Origin of the sequence: Azospirillum agricola, from assembly GCF_017876095.1 — a bacterium.
Classification (GTDB): domain Bacteria; phylum Pseudomonadota; class Alphaproteobacteria; order Azospirillales; family Azospirillaceae; genus Azospirillum; species Azospirillum agricola.
On sequence record NZ_JAGINM010000047.1, the window covers coordinates 1 to 16,413 of the forward strand.

A 16,413-nucleotide genomic window follows, 5' to 3' on the forward strand; every position below is an offset into this window, starting at 1 on the left:
AACCCAGGGTGGTAGTCTGCCAGATCAGAGGTGGCTGGTTATTGGACGCCGATCACCCCTGAAACTGGCCCAGTGTTGCAAGCCGATGCACAGCCCGGCACGCCGCCGAGATGCTCGAACAGCCGGACGTGGGAGGCCAGCCACTCCTCCGCCTGCTGGGTCCAGGTCGCCTCGGCGTAGACGTAGCCCGAATACGGCAGGCAGGCGACGAACACCTGGGCCTGCCGCGCCTCGGCGCCGAGCCCGATGGTCAGCGTCATGCCGGCGTAATCGACCTCGATCGCCGCCCCCGGCCGATGCTCCCGCCGCAGACGCGGCTCGGCGTGAGTGCCCTGCCATGCCCGGAAATGCTGAACGAACTGGGTGTAGCGGTAGCCGTCGGGATGGACCTCCAGGTATTCCTCCCAGAGCAGCCGCAGCGTCACGCCACGGCGGCCGAGTTCGCGGCTGACATGCCGCCAGTCCGGCACCGGGCGCACCGACGCGCCCGGAGGCGGGAACAGCCGCTCTTCCAACTCGATGTCCGTCCAGCCCAGCACATCCGCGTACCGCAGCCCGGAGGCCCGCAGCCGCTCCAGGTAATCGCGCACCGTGCTCCGCGGCAGCCGGCAGGCGTCGGCAATCTGCCGCTGGCTGGCGCCGAACTCATCCCGCAAACGAAGGACTTCTCTGATCCGCCGCATGTCCGACCTCGCTCGGGGCATCCCGATCCTCCTTGGCCTGTGCCGTGGAAAGATCATGGGGATGCCAAAGGCTGGTTCGGACCCCGACACCACCACCCCTACGGGTGGGCGAATTCACCGAAACGGGCGGGCGCTTTCACCGTTCTGCCCGGGCGCTTTCCGCCGTTCCCGCTGGGTGCTTTCCGCCGAAATATGCAGGTGCTGGACGAACTCGGCTACCTGCCGTTCTCCCAGAGCGGCGGCCAACTGCTGTTCCACACGCTCAGCCAGTTGTACTCGCGGACCTCGGTGTTGATCACCACCAACTTGAGCTTCGCTGAATGGCCGACGGTGTTTGCTGGCGACGCCAAGATGACCACCGCTTTGCTCGACCGGCTGACGCATCACTGCGACATCCTGGAAACCGGCAACGAGAGCTGGCGGTTCAAGAACCGCTCCTGATCCAAAGCCTTCCCGTCCGTTGCCCTGGGGGGGCCACAGGCCCCTCCCACGCGCGCCGCTGCGTCAGCCATGAGGGCACTCCGCGGCGCGCGCGGGACCCTCCCGTGGACTCCCTGGACAACAGGTTCTGCAACCGCAAGCGTGGCTGGAAATTGCAAGCCGATTGACAGTCTGGGCACGTCTGCGCCACGCAGGCATCCGCACCTCGGCACGTCGGGTGCGACGGCTGATGGGAGCACACGGGCTGCTGGCGCCGCATCGGGTTGGACGGCCCCGCACGCACACACACGACGGCACCATCGTGACCGAGGCGGTGAACACGATGTGGGGGACCGATATGACCGAGACGATCACCGTGGCCGAGGGCGTGGCGCGCGTCTTCATCGCGGTGGATCACGCCAACTCCGAGGTGGTGGGCATGCACGCCTCGAAGAGCGGCAACCGCTTCGAGGCCCTAGAGCCGATCCGTCAGGGCGTACTGCGCCACTTTGGCAGCATCGGCCCCGGCGTGGCGGTCGGGCTGAAGCTGCGTCACGACCACGGTTCGAACTATATGTCTGGCGACTTCCAGGCCGAGATCAAATGCTTGGGCATCACCAGTTCGCCATCCTTCGTGCGCGAGCCGGAGGGCAACGGCGTGGCCGAGCGGTTCATCCGGACGCTCAAGGAAAACTTCTGTGGGTCCACACCTTCGATACCGTCGAGGACCTGCGCCGCGCTCTGGTCGAGTTCGCCCGTCACGACAACGAAACCTGGCTCGTCGCCCGGCATGGACATCGCACCCCAGCCCAGGTGCGCGCTGACCAACTCGGGGTTGATGAGACGCCCATGGCCGAGCTACCCTTGGCCGCCTGAATAACCCCAGACGGGTGTCTCATTTCCGGGCCGCGGTACAAACTCAAGCGTGTAACGCGCCCGCGCCGTCTTCGCCATCTCGTCTCCAGTCCGTCGCCGATTGTAGCCGGCTATGGGAGGCGTCGCACGCGGGCAAGGTCAGTGAAAGGGCCGTCCACCACATCACCTCAAAGCGATCATGGACGCGACTATCCCTGAGGGATAGTACGATCAGGTTAGGAAAAGTTTTCGCAGCCATTTGTGCGCCGGATCGGTATCGCGTGAACGATGCCACAGAAGGCGCATATGGAAGCGGGGGCTTTCGAATGGAAGGGGATGCGACCGGCAGAAACTCTGCACATCGGGAAGAGCGGCAAACCGGGATGGGACGGCAGACACGTAGTCCGTCGATGCAAGAATTTTGGGAAGCGTCGTGAAGCGGCTCACTGAAAGGGAAATTTTCCGCGTCAGCCCCAACTTTTGAAGGGTGATGTCGATGGGACCCGCCATCCCCTGACCCGTTGGGGAAACAAGGGCGTGGGACAGGGATGCGAAGGCTTCGGGAGACATCTGCCCCTTCATGGCCGGATGGTCGGGGCGGGCAAGCATGACGAAATGATCTTCGTAAAGATCGGCCGAGGAAAAGGAGCCTTCTGGAAGCGGCGCCCCGATGACCGCAAGATCGACAGTATGATCGATGAAGACAGGCTCCACCGACCGCACGATGAACCGGCATTGGGGGGCCATGCGGGAAACGGCGGTAATCACCGGCGGCAAAATCAACAGCTCCGATACGTCGTTGGCGGTGACGACGAAGCTCCTTTCCGCCGAGAGCGGATCGAATTCTGTCGAAGACAGCAGGGCTTCGGCCTTTGTGCAAAACTCCTTCAGCTCCGGCAGCAGGCTGCGGCCACGGGGGGTCAGCACCATCCCCGGCCCCTTGCGTATCAGCAACTCGTCGCCGAACAACTCCCGCGCTCGTGCAAGCGCCTGGGAAACCGCCGGTTGGGTCAAGCGCAAGCGCTTGGCGGCGCGCGTGATGGACGCTTCGGAGAGGGCCGTCTCCAGGATCACAAGAAGGTTCAGGTCAAAGCCGCGGAGCATCATAATTCATGTTGATAGAGCTTATGCAGAGAGCATGTCAAGAATAAGCGTTGCAGCGCGCGAGTAACTAAGCTTGCGAAAAAATCATTGAGGCAAAAATGGAGGGTCGAATTCAGAAGAAGACTGTATTATAAGCGCAACTAATAATTAATATTATAAATATTTAATTCCAACCGCTCCTTGTTGTAATTAAAGTACGCGGAAAGACACCTCTAAGGAGGGGGATGAGATATTGATATTTCGCCCCTCCTTTCTCGCCTACTGGTTGCTCTCTATGCGCCGCTGTTGACGGCATGGGGGGCTGGCCTGCTGACGATGAAGGAAAGATGGAATGATTTTTGCGTTTCGATCCAGATGTTACTGCGGTATAAATCGACAATTCCAGTAGTGTCCGACTTATTTTCTTCAATTTTCTGTTGTCTATTGAGAATCGTTTTCAATAATTATCTATGATTATTCCACGATAACCTATCGTTTCTGCGATGGGATTCCCTTTCCATGTCTTCGAGCGCGCTCTTGCAAGCCTTCGAACGACAAGACCCCTGATCCGAAACGGCCCAACCCTCAAGACCTGGTGGCGAATACGATAATGCCGAAGACATGGCGGAAAGTAGCCCTTGAAACGACTTGCCTGACGAGCCTTCTGCTGATCGCGGTGCCGGCGGCGGGACAGGTCCTGCCCCAGGGGGGCGGTTTCATCGCGGGCGGTGGAACCATCACCACCAACGGTCCCACCATGACGGTGACGCAGCAGGGCGGGCGCGGCATCGTCACGTGGAACAGCTTTTCCATCGGCCAGGGCGGGACGGTCGCCTTCGACAACGGCAGCGGCGCCACCTTGAACCGGGTGACCGGCGGCGACCCATCGTCGATCATGGGACGGCTGAGCGCCACCGGTTCACTGTACCTGATCAATCCCAACGGGGTGGTGGTGGGGCCGACGGGCACCGTGACCACCGGCGGCAGCTTCGTAGCCAGCACCCACGACGTCACCAACGACGATTTCCTGAGTGGGCGGGCGCTGACTTTCAAGGGCGACAGCGCCGCCAGGGTCGAGAACCTCGGCTCCATCTCGTCGTCAGGCGGCGACGTTCTGCTGATCGCGCGGGAGGTGTCGAACAAGGGGAGCATCTCCGCTCCCAAGGGCACGGCGGCGCTGGCCGGCGGGCATGAGGTGCTGCTGACCGAAGACAACGACACCGGCAACGGCCGGGTGATGGTGCGGGTCGGCCCCGGCAAGGTGGACAACCAGGGCGTCATCCAGGCCGCGCAGGCGGAACTGAAGGCGGCGGGCGGCAACATCTACGCGTTGGCCGGCAACAACGGCGGCATCGTGCGCGCCACCGGCAGCGACACCCGCGCGGGCGAGGCATGGCTGTCGGCGGGCGACGGCCATGTGCAGAACACTGGCACCATCGCCGCCATCAACGTCGACGGCTCGGGCGGGACGGTTGCTGTGTCGGCGGGCAACGGCCGGATGGCGGTCAACACCGGCACGGTGTCGGCCAGCGGCACCCGCGGCGGTACGGTGAAGGTGGCGGCGCGCCATGTGTCGAACCAGGGGAAGATGAAGGCTGACGGCAGCGCCGGGGCCGGCGGGTCGGTCAAGATCGCCTATGAGCGCAGCTACATCGCCACCAGCGGGTCGGAGGTCTCGGCCAGCGGCGTCACCCGTGGCGGCGGCATCACGGTGGCGAGCGGGGAGGCGGAATCGTCGCTGTTCACCTCGGGTGACAATCGCGTGGATTCGGCGGGCGGCGCCGGCGGGACCATCGACCTGTTCGGCTCGACCATCAACTTGGTGGACGCGGTCCTGAACGCCTCGGGCGAGGCGCAGGGCGGTGGCATCCGGGTGGGCGGCGACTATCAGGGCGGTGGGGGCGTGCCGAAGGCGGGGGCGGTGCTGGTCAGCGGCACCACCAGCCTGCACGCCGACGGCGCCGGGGACGGGGCTGCCGGCGGGCGGATCATCGTGTGGTCGGAGGACAAGACCGACTTCTACGGCAAGGCTTCGGCGCGCGGTACCGGCACCGGGGCCGGCGGGCTGATCGAGGCGTCGTCCCACGACACGCTGGTGTTCGCCGGCCGGGGCGATGCCGGGTCCGATGCGGGCCGGGCCGGCACGCTGCTGCTCGATCCCAAGAACATCGTCATCAGCAGCACCGGCGCCCTCCTGCCCCAGTACCAGCTCATCGATCCCAACAGCGACACCACGTCGGGATACGGCACGGCCATCGCCTCCCTGGCCAACGGTAACGTGGTCGTAACCAATCCCAACGCGGTCGTGGGCGGCAACGCGGCCGGGGCGGTGTATCTGTTCAACGGCCTGACCGGGGCGCTGATCAGCATGCTGACAGGCTCCGACAGCGGCGATGCCGTCGGTGGGGGCGGCATCACCGTTCTGAGCAACGGAAACTATGTCATCAAGAGTCCGTCCTGGGCCAACGACGGGATGACCAGCGCCGGGGCGGCGACCTGGGGCAGCAACTCGGCCGGGGTGGCCGGCATCGTCTCCGCCGCCAACAGCCTTGTCGGCGGCACCCCCAACGACAAGGTCGGGTCTTCGGTCACGGCTCTGGTCAACAACGGCAACTACGTCGTCGGAAGTCCCGATTGGACCGCTCCCATCGGGATCAACGGTCCGGTGGTCAGTGCCGGTGCCGCGACCTGGGGCAACGGCACGGCGGGGACCGCCGGGCTGGTGTCCGATACCAACAGCCTTGTCGGCAGCAATCCCGGCGACAAGATCGGGTCCGCAATCACGGCCCTGACCAACGGCAACTATGTGGCGTACAGCCCCTCGTGGAGCAACGGGCCGGGGACCAGTGCCGGTGCGGCGACGTGGGGCAACGGCTCGGCCGGGATCGCCGGCATCGTCACCCCCACCAACAGCCTCGTCGGCGCTGCGGCTGATGACGGGGTCGGCCTGACGGTCACGGCCCTGACCAACGGCAACTACGTGGTTTCCAGCACATCCTGGGACAACGGTGGGGCGGGCGACGCCGGCATCGTCACCTGGGGCGACGGCACGGCGGGGGTGACTGGCGCCAATGACACGAACAACCTTGCGGACCCATCGTCCCCTATTAATAAAAGCTTTTACGGCATGGTCACCAATGGCCGGGTTGGTTCGTCGATCGTCGCGCTGAACAACGGCCATTATCTTATCCTGAGCCCCGACTACAACAATGCCCGCGGTGCGGTGACCTGGGGCAACGGCACCGCCACGACATGGACGGGGGACCAGCCCTTCTCAGGAGGTCCGTTTATCAACAGTCTCGTCGGCAGCACCGACGGGGACAGGATCGGCAGCGCCGTCACCATTCTGAGCAACGGCAACTTCGTCGTCTCCAGCACGTCCTGGAAGAACGGCGGCGCGAGCAACGCCGGTGCGGTGACCTGGGGCAGCGCTGCGACGGGGACCGCCCTCGGCGTCGTTTCCTCGTCCAACAGCCTTGTTGGCGTCAATGCGGACGACAAGGTCGGCACGACGGTCACGGCCCTGCTGACCAACGGCAACTACGTCGTCGGCAGCCCCACCTGGAAGAACGGCGGGATGGGGGCCGAGAACGGTGCGGCGACGTGGGGCAACGGCACCGTCGGAGTCACCGGCGCCGTCTCCTCCGCCAACAGCCTCGTGGGTACGGCGCACTTCAGCCATGTCGGCTCGCTGATCGTCGCGCTGACCAACGGCAACTATGTCGTGGGCAGCCCCGACTGGAACGACACCTACAGCAAGTCCGGTGCGGTGACGTGGGGCAACGGCAGCACCGGCGTCGTCGGTTCCGTTTCCTCCGTCAACAGTCTCGTCGGCGGGAGTGCCCAGGATCGGATCGGTTCGCAGATCATCGCCCTGAGCAACGGCAACTATGTCACGGCCAGTAGCTATTGGACGAACGGGGCGGCGGCCAGTGCCGGTGCCGTGACCTGGGGCAACGGTACGGCGGCAACGACCGGGTTCGTTTCCGCCAGCAACAGCCTTGTCGGTACCTCCACCAATGACAAGATCGGCAACACGATCACGGCGCTGACCAACAACGGCAATTATGTCGTGGGAAGTCCCTATTGGAATAATGGGACCGTACTCGCGGTGGGCGCCGTGACCTGGGGCAGCGGTGCGGTGGGAGTCACCGGGGCCGTCTCCGCCATCAACAGCCTTGTCGGTACCACTGGGAACGATACCGTGGGCAGCGAAGTCAAGGCGCTGGCCAACGGTGATTACACCGCATTCACACCCCTTTGGAACAACGGCATCCTGATGGGCGCCGGTGCGATGACCTGGGGCAGCGGAACGGCGGGAATCACCGGGGCCGTTTCCACCAGCAACAGCCTTGTCGGCACCGCCATGATGAGCGGCCTGGGCGCCACCGTCATTCCCCTGAGCAACGGGGGCTATATCTTTGCGGCCTCCACTTATTCACCCTCTCAGAACATCATGGTGGGCGGCGCCGCCGCTTGGAGCAGCGACGGCAAAGCGCTCATCGGGTCGATATCGCCGACGAACAGCTTCCTCGGCTGGGGCACGGGGCAGGCTCTGAGCGGGGTGGGCATCGGGGGGTTGACTCAATACGCCGCCGGCAATGACGGAACCCTTATTCTGGCCCACAACGGCGCGTCCGCCTCGGTTGCCGGGCGGGTCTATGTCGGGTTGCCGGTCACTCTGCTAACCTATGCCCGCGCCCAGGACCAGACGATCACCATCCACCCCGACGCGGTGACGGCGGTGCTGAACACCGGCACGGCGCTGAATTTGCAGGCAAACACCGACATCACGGTGGACAGCGACATCACCGTCGACAACCCCGCGGGCAACGGCGGTGCCTTCAGCCTGTGGGCGGGGCGGTCGATCCTGCTGAACGCCAACATCGTCACCGACAACGGCGCCTTCACCGCGCTGGCCAACGCCAAGGCCAGCACCGGGGTGGTGAACGCCGCCCGCGACAGCGGGGCCGCGGTCATCACCATGGCGGCGGGCAAGACCATCAACGCCGGAACGGGTGCGGTGAGCCTGACCCTGGACACCGGCGCCGGCAACACCAACACCGCCAGCGGCGACATCACGCTCGACGGCATCACCGCCGGTACCATCACGGTGGAGAACGCCGGTCCCGATGGTGGCGACATCATCATCAACTCCGGTGCCACCCTGACGGCCTCCGGCACCGGGGCGGCACTGGCGCTGGCGGCATCCTCCGGCGGGAACCTCGTCAACAACGGCACGGCGTCGGCCCTGAGCGCGGCGAACGGGCGCTGGCTGGTCTATTCCAAGAATCCGGCGGGCAACACCCTGGGCGGCCTGACCGGAACCGTGCAGTACAGCGCCACCTATGCCGGCACCCCGCCGGGATCGGTCGCCGGCTCCACCAACACGCTGCTGTACAGCGACGCCGATTCCAGCTCACCGCCACCGCCTCCTCCGCCCCCGCCGCCTCCTCCGCCCCCGCCAACCACTCCCGGCAGCGCCGTGCTGATGCTGTCGCCGTTCGACGCGACGATCACCTATGGCGACGCGCTGCCCACCTTCACTTATGAGGCGTCGGGGTTGCAGGGAACGGACACGCTGGCCTCGGTGCTCGGCGGTACCCCGCTGTTCTCCACCACCGCCTTCGCCGGCAGCGGCGTAGGGCGCTACACCATCTCCCTCGACCTGTCGAAGCTGTCGGTGGCCAGTGGCTACACCCTGGGGGCCACCACCGCCACCCTGACCATCGTCGCCCGGGCACTGACCCTGAGCGGCGGCAAGATCTACGACGGCACCACGGCGCTGTCGGGCCTGACCCTGGCAGGGCTGAGGCTCGGCGACGACGTCTCGCTCAGCGGCACCGGCGTGCTGTCCGACCGCAACGCCGGCACGGGCAAGGCCATCACCGGCCTGTCGCTGACCGGCAGTGCCGCGTCCAATTATGTGCTGAGCAGTACCTCCGCCTACACCGTCGCCGCCCGGACGGTGACCCTTAGCGGCGGCAAGACCTATGACGGTACCACCTCGGTGTCGGGCCTGGGCCTTTCCGGCATCGTCGATGGCGACCACGTCTCGCTCAGCGGCACCGGTGTGCTGTCCGACCGCAACGCCGGTACCGGCAAGACCATCACCGGCCTGTCGCTGGCCGGCTCCGGGGCGTCCAACTACGTGCTGGACAGCAGCACCGCCTACACCGTAGCGGCCCGGACGGTGACCGCCACCGGCAGCAAGACCTATGACGGCACCACCGGCATCGCCGGCCTGAGCCTCGTCGGCATCGCCGATGGCGACGACGTGACGCTGAACGGCACCGGAAACCTCGGCAGCAAGGGGGCCGACAGCGGCAAGGCGGTGACCGGCCTGTCGCTCGCCGGGCCCGACGCCGGCAACTACGCGTTCGGCGGCGCCACCTACACGGTGACGGGCAGGGCGCTGACGTGGTCCGTGCCTGATGCGACCCGTACCTTCGGCACCGCCGGACCCTGGACCGTGGTGATGAACGGGCTGGCCAACGGGGACCAGGTGGAAGCGGTTCTGTCGGCCTTCGACTCGTTCGGCAACCTCGTCCCGCCGTCGGCTCTTCAGAGCGGCTCCTATACCCTGCGGGTGACGGGACTGACCGGTCGGGACGCTGGCAATTACGTCCTGACGGCGAGCGGCAGCACCGCTGGCCGGCTGACGGTCACGCCGTCCGCGACCGGAGAAACATCCATCGCGGCGGTGCTCAACACGCTGCCTGTGGTGACGACCCCGATGACCAGCAGCGGGGGGGCCCTGTTGGGCACCTCGGGCGGTGCGCCGGGGGGCGCAGTGGGGTTGGGTGCGGCGTCCGGCGGAACCGGCTCGGCCTGGGTCAGCCGGGCGGCAGGCGCGAACATTCCGCCGGCAGGCGGCTGGACCGGCTCGGCACCCGTGGGGGGACGGCTGGCAAGCGACACCCCCGTGGTGGTGGATCCCGGCCGGGGTATGGCGCCGTCCACCGGGAGCACGGTGGAGAACAGCCTGTCCACCGGCGGATTCCTGGTGGTGTTCCGCCAGCCGGCAGGCTTCTACGGCTCCGCCTCCTCGGCCACCGCCACGGTGGAGGGGGCGGGCGGCGGCGGGTCCCTGGCCTTCGCGTCCAGCTTCACCACGTTCCGCGCCGACGAGCCGGTGCAGAGCGCGGTGGTGGCAGGGGGGAACCAGGGCACACCCGAAGACGGCACCAGCAGCACCGGCCGGCCGGCCCGGTAGGGAAGCGATGCTCATGAACCACCGCCTCATCCCATCCGGTGCTCACCCCCGGCGTTCTTTTCTGCGATCCAACACAGGAAACCTTCCGGTCATGACGAGCATGTCCCGTGGCAGCCGCCGCTTTCTCCTTGCTGCCGTGCTGCTGTCGGGAACGGCTTCGTCGGCCTGGGCGCAGAACTTCGAGCGGATCGCCCCGCGCCAGCCCGAGACGCCGGCGCCGCAACAGAGCCTGCCCGTCCCGCCGATCATCCCGGCCCTGCCGGAAGGGCAGAAGGTGCTCGTCCCCGCCCTCAACGGCCTGGCCTTCGTCGGCCGCGCCGATCAGGTGGTGAAGACCGGTCTGACCCGCCCCGGCGTGTCCGTTGCCGACGGTGCGGTGCTGGACCCCGACGCCTTCACCGCCCTGATGGCCCCCTATCTCGGGCGCCCCGTCACGCTGGACCTCCTCAACGAGATCGTCCGCAAGACGGTGCTCTATTTCCGCGACCACGACCGCCCGCTGGTGGACGTGGTGGTGCCGGAGCAGAAGATTGCATCGGGCACCGTGCAGATGGTGGTGATGCAGTTCACCGCCGGTGCCATCACCACCGAAGGCAACGAGTGGTTCGCCGACGACCTGCTGCTGTCGGCGGTGCGCACCAGACGGGGGGACGCCATCAGTGGCCGGAGCCTGCTGGACGACGTCAACTGGCTCAACGAGAACCCCTTCCGCCGAACCGATCTGGTTTACCAGCGCGGGGCCAATCCGGGGGAAAGCGACATCGTCCTGCGCACTCGCGACCGCCTGCCGCTGCGGGTGTTCGCCGGACACGAGAACACCGGCACCAAGACCACCAGCGAGAACCGCGTCCTGGCTGGTTTCAACTGGGGGAACGCCCTGGGGCTGGGACACCTGATGTCGTACCAGTACACCACCAGTCCCGACGCCTTCCTGCACCCCGGCGACGGCCGCTACACCGCCCACGCGCTGACCTACCAGATCCCGCTGCCGTGGCGCGACACGCTGACCCTGATGGGCAGCCATTCCCGCAGCCTGCCCAAGCTGGGCGGCACGCTGAGCCAGACGGGGGAGAGCGTGCAGGTCTCCGCCCGCTACGCCCTGCGCCTGCCCACGCTGGACACCGTCACCCACAGCCTGGAATTCGGTGCCGATTTCAAGCGCACCAACAACGACCTGGAGTTCGGCGGCGTCAGCGTCTCGTCGGGCTTCACCGAGATCGCCCAGGGGGTGGTGGGCTACTCCGCCACCCGCCCGGACACGCTCGGCAGCACCGGGCTGGCGGTCAACCTGTTCTACAGCCCCGGCGGCCTGTCGGACGACAACACCACCGCCGCCTTCCGTCCGTCGTCCACCCACATCGGGCGGTCCTACGCCGACGCCCGCTACGCCTATCTGCGCGCCAGCCTCCAGCGCCGGTTCGGCCTGCCGGAGGATTTCGCCTGGGTGGCGCGGGTGCAGGGGCAGTGGGCCAGCACCAACCTTTTGTCGTCGGAGCAACTCGGCGCCGGCGGCGTGGACAGCGTGCGCGGCTACGGCGAGCGGGAAGCCAACGGCGACCAGGGCGTGCTGCTGACCAACGAACTGCACGCGCCCACCATCTCCCCCGCCGCCCTGCTGGGACTCGGCAGCACGGAGGACGACGCGCTCGGGGTCTTCGCCTTCTGGGATTACGGGCGGGTGTCGGAAAAGCGGTCCCTGGCCGGGTCGAAGAGCGCCTGGACCCTGTCCGGCGTCGGGCTGGGGCTCCGCTACCAGATGCCCTACGGCTCTCTGCGCCTCGACTGGGGGCATGCGCTTCCCGCCACCGGGCTCGGCAACGACAACAGCGACCGTCTCCACGTCGGCTTCACCCTGGCCTATTGAGCACGAGGAACGCCCGTCCGTGTCCACAGCACCCGCCTTGTCCTTCGAGGACGCCGTCCGCCGTGCCGCCGCCTGCCACCAGCAGGGGCGGCTGGAGGAGGCGTTGTCCCTCTACGGCCAGCTTCAGGCCGCCCAGCCCCAGGATGCGAACCTCAGCGCCCTGGTGGGCACGGTGCTGGCCCAGATGGGCCGGCCCGGCGAGGCGCTGGCGTTCCTGGAGCAGGCGCGGCGCATGGATCCCGGCAACGTCGAGATCGTCCACAATCTGGCCCATGCCCTGGCCACCGCCGGGCGGGCGGAGGAGGCCGCCGACACCGCCGTCCATCTGGGCCGGTTCTTTTACGAGCGGCGGGACTTCGACCGCGCGTTGGCCGCGTTCGGGCAGGCGCTGGAGTGGTTCCCCCGCTGCCGGGCCGCCGCCGCCAACCTGGGCGCCACCTTGCAGGCCCTGGGCCGCCATGCCGAATCCATCGAGCGGCTGTCCGCTCTGCTGGACGGCGACCCCGGCGAGGCCGAGGCCCACGGCAACCTGGGCAACGCCCAGCTCGGGGCCGGCGATTACCGCGCCGCCGCAGCCAGCTTCCGCCGCGCCCTGGCGATCAACCCCGGCTACAGCGAGGCGGAAAGCAACCTGGGGCTGGCGCTCGCCTGGCTGGGTGGGAAGGAGGATGCGGAACCGGTGGGCCCCGATCAGGCGCACACCCTGGAAACCGCGGCGTCCCTGGTGACGCTGGGGAATGCCCGGCAGGCGCTCGACCCGCTGGGCGACATCGAGAGCTGCTACCGCAAGGCGCTGACCCTTCAGCCCGATTTCCCGGCGGCCCACTGGAACCTCGCCCTGTGCCTGCTGCTGCGCGGCGATTTCGAACGGGGGTGGGCGGAACACGAATGGCGCTGGCGCTGGCCGGGCTTCGGCGAGGACGTGCGCCCCTTCTCCCAACCGGTGTGGCGGGGGGAAAGCCCCGACGTCGTCGGCGGTCCCCTGCTGGTCACCGCCGAGCAGGGGCTGGGCGATACCCTACAGTTCGTCCGCTACCTGCCCCTGCTGGCCGGGCAGGGTTACGAGGTGGTGTTCGAGGCGCCGTCGCCGCTGTTCACCCTGCTGTGGTTCAGCCTGGGCGGGACGGGGGTACGGGTGGTGCCGCGTTCCTTCTCTCCCGCCCATGTCCACGACGATCTGCCGTTCGCCATGCATGTGCCGCTGCTGAGCTTGCCGGAACGGTTCGGGACGCGCCTGGACACCATTCCCGCCGCCACGCCCTATCTGCACGCCGACCCGTTCCGCCGCCGGCTGTGGCGGGAACGGCTGGACGCCGCCGCGGGCGGGCGGCTGAAGGTCGGGCTGGCGTGGCGCGGGCGCTCCGTGCACAGCCGCGACCGCGACCGGTCCATGCCCCCGGACCGGCTGGCATCGCTGCTGGCGGTGCCCGGTGTCTCCTTCTTCTCCCTGCACAAGGACGCACCGGGGGCGACGTCCGACGATCCGCCGGGGGTGGTGCCGCTGGGGCCGCTGGTCCATGATATCGCCGACACCGCGGCGGCGGCGGCCAACCTCGATCTGGTCATCGCCGTGGACACCGCCGCGGCCCATCTGGCCGGCGGGCTCGGGGTGCCGGTGTGGACGCTGCTGCCGTTCAGCCCCGATTGGCGCTGGATGCTGGATCGCGCCGACAGCCCCTGGTATCCCACCATGACCCTGTTCCGCCAGCCGACCGCCGGCGATTGGGGTGCGGTGGTGGCCACCGTGACGAACCGGCTGTCAGCCATCGATCCGGCCTCCCTAACCCGGCTGGAAGGATGGGACCAATGACCGGCCCTGCTTCCGGGGCCTCCGTTGCCGGCGTGCGGCCTACGGCGCCTCGTCACCCCCAGGCCCTGTATCAGGCCGGCATCGCCGCCGCCATGGACGGCGATCCGACCACCGCCGCCGGCCTTTTCCAGGCGGTCATCGCCGCGGGAGGCGGCACACCGGAATGCCATTACAATCTGGGGCAGGCATTGCACCGCACGGGCGATTGGACGGGGGCGGAACGGGCCTATCTGGCGGCCATCCTGCGCGCACCCGGCTTCGCCGACGCCTACAACAGCCTGGGCGTCACCCTGGCGGCGGCCGGGCGTTCCGGTGATGCCGCCGCCGCCTTCCAGCGGGCCATCGCCGAGCGGCCTGGCTATGCCGACGCCCGGCACAATCTGGCCTCGGTGCTGCTCGGCGCCGGGCAGGCGGACGCGGCCTTCGCCCTTTACCGCGGCTGGCTGGCCGCCGATTCCGGCAACCAGCATCTGATCTTCCTGACCGGGACGGCGGCCCTCAACGCCGATTCCTTGCCGGAGGCGGAGAGCTACCTGCGTCAGGCCCTGTTGCGCCAGCCGCGCGATGCCGGGATTTGGAACAACCTGGCCCTGGCGTTGGTGCGCATGGGACGTGTGGGGGAGGCTGTCACCGCCTTTTCCAAGGCGGTGGAGATCCGCCCGGATTATGCCGAGGCGCTGTTCGGCCTCGCGTCGGCCCATCAGGCCGCTGGGCAGGCGGAGCTGGCGCTGGAAACCTATGAGAAAGCCCGCGCCCTCCTGTCCGACGCCGGGAGCATCGACAGCAACCTCCTGATGGCTCTGAACTATTCCGACACCCTGACGGCCGACGAGGTTTATGGCCGCCACCGGCGGTGGGGGGATGAGTATCTGCGGGAGCGGGGCGGTGTGCCGTCGGCACCGGTTCCAGCCGAGCCGCTGGTGGGCCGGCGGCTGCGCATTGGCTATGTCTCCCCCGATTTCCGTCTGCATTCGGTGGCGATGTTTCTGCTGCCATTGTTGGAGCACCACGACCGTGGCCGGGTGGAACTGTTCGCCTATTCCAACGTCGAAAGGGCCGACGTCGTCACCGATGCCGTCCGGCGGCAGGCGGATCATTGGCGGTCCATCGCCGGGATGGATGCCGATGCGGCGGCGAACATGATCCGTGGCGACGGTATCGACCTGCTGATCGATCTGGCCGGGCACACGGCGCGCAACCGGCTGGATGTGTTCGCTCACCGACCGGCACCGGTGCAGGCCACATGGCTGGGCTATCCCACCACCACCGGGCTGGCGACGGTGGACGTCCGCTTCACCGACGCTGTCGCCGATCCGCCGGGGGAGGCGGACCGGCGGCATGTGGAGCGGTTGGAGCGGTTGGAGCATTTCCTGTGCTATCGCCCGCTGGGTCCGGTACCCGATCCACTGCCGGCACCGGTGCTGGAGCGGGGATCCGTCAGCTTCGGGTCGTTCAACGCGCTGAGCAAGCTGAACGGCGCCACCGCGGCGCTGTGGTCGCGGGTGCTGCACGCGGTGCCGGGTAGCCGGCTGGTGCTGAAGGCGGCGGTGCTGGCCGACGCGGCTGTGAAGGCGCGGGTACTGGCGCTGTTCGCCAGCCACGGCATCGACGGGGCGCGCATTACCCTGTTGACCCACATTCCCAACCATTTCGGCCATCTGGATGCCTATGGTGCCATCGACATCGCCCTGGACCCGATCCCTTACAACGGTACCACGACGACATGCGAGGCGCTGTGGATGGGGGTGCCGGTGCTGACCCTGCCTGGCAAGGCCCACGCCGGACGTGTGGGCGCCAGCCTGCTGGCCGCCGCCGGGCTGACGGAGTGGATCGCTGGCGGTGCCGATGACTTTGTGGCCAAGGCTGCAGCCCTCGCCGCCGATCCACAGGGGCTGACCGCCATCCGTGCCGGCCTGCGAGCACGTCTGCAAGCCTCCTTCCTGTGCGACGGGGCCACCTTCGCACGCTGGTTCGAGGATCGATGCTTCGCGCTTTCCAATGCTCATTGACCTTGCCCGCGTGCGCCGCCTCCCATACCGCCGGCTACAATCGGCGACGGACTGGAGACGAGATGGCGAAGACGGCGCGGGCGCGTTACACGCTTGAGTTCAAGGAAGAGGCGGTTCGTTGGTCACCGGCGGCCGGCGGGTTGCGGCGGTGGCCAAGACGCTGGGCTTGGCGGAACAGACGCTGCACAACTGGGTCAAGGCGGCCGGCATCGGCGGTTTGACCGGACTGGTAACGCCGAAAGTCCGCGCTGATCAGATGGAAATCAGCCGACTGCGGATGGAATTGGCGCGCGTGAAGATGGAGCGCGACATTCTAAAAAACGATCGCGGGCCTTCGGTCCGCCTGCGGGCGGAGAAACGGGCCGCGCTATGATGGGCGGTCACGTCCCTGAACGTGGTGTAGGAGCTGTGGGGAACCGGCCCGCCGAAGCGCCCCCCAGAGCTGGCGTAGGCGGGCCGGTTTTCCACAGCGG

Annotated in this window: 5 protein-coding genes and 4 pseudogenes; 7 read left to right on the top strand and 2 right to left on the bottom strand. The window is 67.5% G+C overall.

Annotated features, from left to right (window positions below):
* Nucleotides 1-92: 92 nt before the first annotated feature.
* A pseudogene (locus tag J2847_RS33065) lies at nucleotides 93-704 on the bottom strand (helix-turn-helix domain-containing protein); the annotation flags it as partial.
* A 162-nt stretch (nucleotides 705-866) separates the two neighbouring features.
* Between J2847_RS33065 and J2847_RS33070 the strand changes: the two are divergent.
* A pseudogene (locus J2847_RS33070) lies at nucleotides 867-1,124 on the top strand (ATP-binding protein); the annotation flags it as partial.
* 79 nt (nucleotides 1,125-1,203) lie between these two features.
* Nucleotides 1,204-1,979, top strand: a pseudogene (locus tag J2847_RS33075) (transposase); the annotation flags it as partial.
* A 210-nt stretch (nucleotides 1,980-2,189) separates the two neighbouring features.
* Here J2847_RS33075 and J2847_RS33080 read toward each other — a convergent pair.
* Nucleotides 2,190-3,065: a LysR family transcriptional regulator gene (locus J2847_RS33080; RefSeq protein WP_209782979.1), complete on the bottom strand. Its 876-nt coding sequence runs from the start codon at nucleotides 3,063-3,065 to the stop codon at nucleotides 2,190-2,192.
* A gap of 586 nt (nucleotides 3,066-3,651) precedes the next feature.
* Here J2847_RS33080 and J2847_RS33085 point away from each other — a divergent pair.
* From J2847_RS33085 to J2847_RS33105, 5 genes and pseudogenes are all read left to right on the top strand, one after another.
* Nucleotides 3,652-10,257 carry a YDG domain-containing protein gene (locus tag J2847_RS33085; RefSeq protein WP_209782980.1) on the top strand — a complete coding sequence of 2,202 codons (6,606 nt, stop codon included), beginning with the start codon at nucleotides 3,652-3,654 and terminating at the stop codon, nucleotides 10,255-10,257.
* Between the two features lie 91 nt (nucleotides 10,258-10,348).
* The gene (locus tag J2847_RS33090) at nucleotides 10,349-12,121 is read left to right on the top strand and encodes a ShlB/FhaC/HecB family hemolysin secretion/activation protein (protein WP_209782981.1); all 1,773 of its coding nucleotides are present in this window, start codon (nucleotides 10,349-10,351) and stop codon (nucleotides 12,119-12,121) included.
* 19 nt (nucleotides 12,122-12,140) lie between these two features.
* On the top strand, nucleotides 12,141-13,931 hold the full coding sequence (locus tag J2847_RS33095) for a tetratricopeptide repeat protein (RefSeq protein WP_209782982.1): 1,791 nt from the start codon (nucleotides 12,141-12,143) through the stop codon (nucleotides 13,929-13,931).
* Nucleotides 13,928-15,940, top strand: coding sequence for an O-linked N-acetylglucosamine transferase, SPINDLY family protein (locus J2847_RS33100; RefSeq protein ID WP_209782983.1), 2,013 nt, complete (start codon nucleotides 13,928-13,930; stop codon nucleotides 15,938-15,940). Before J2847_RS33095 ends, J2847_RS33100 begins: the two co-directional genes overlap by 4 nt.
* 62 nt (nucleotides 15,941-16,002) lie before the next feature.
* Nucleotides 16,003-16,268 (top strand): annotated as a pseudogene (locus tag J2847_RS33105) (transposase); the annotation flags it as partial.
* Between the last annotated feature and the right edge of the window lie 145 nt (nucleotides 16,269-16,413).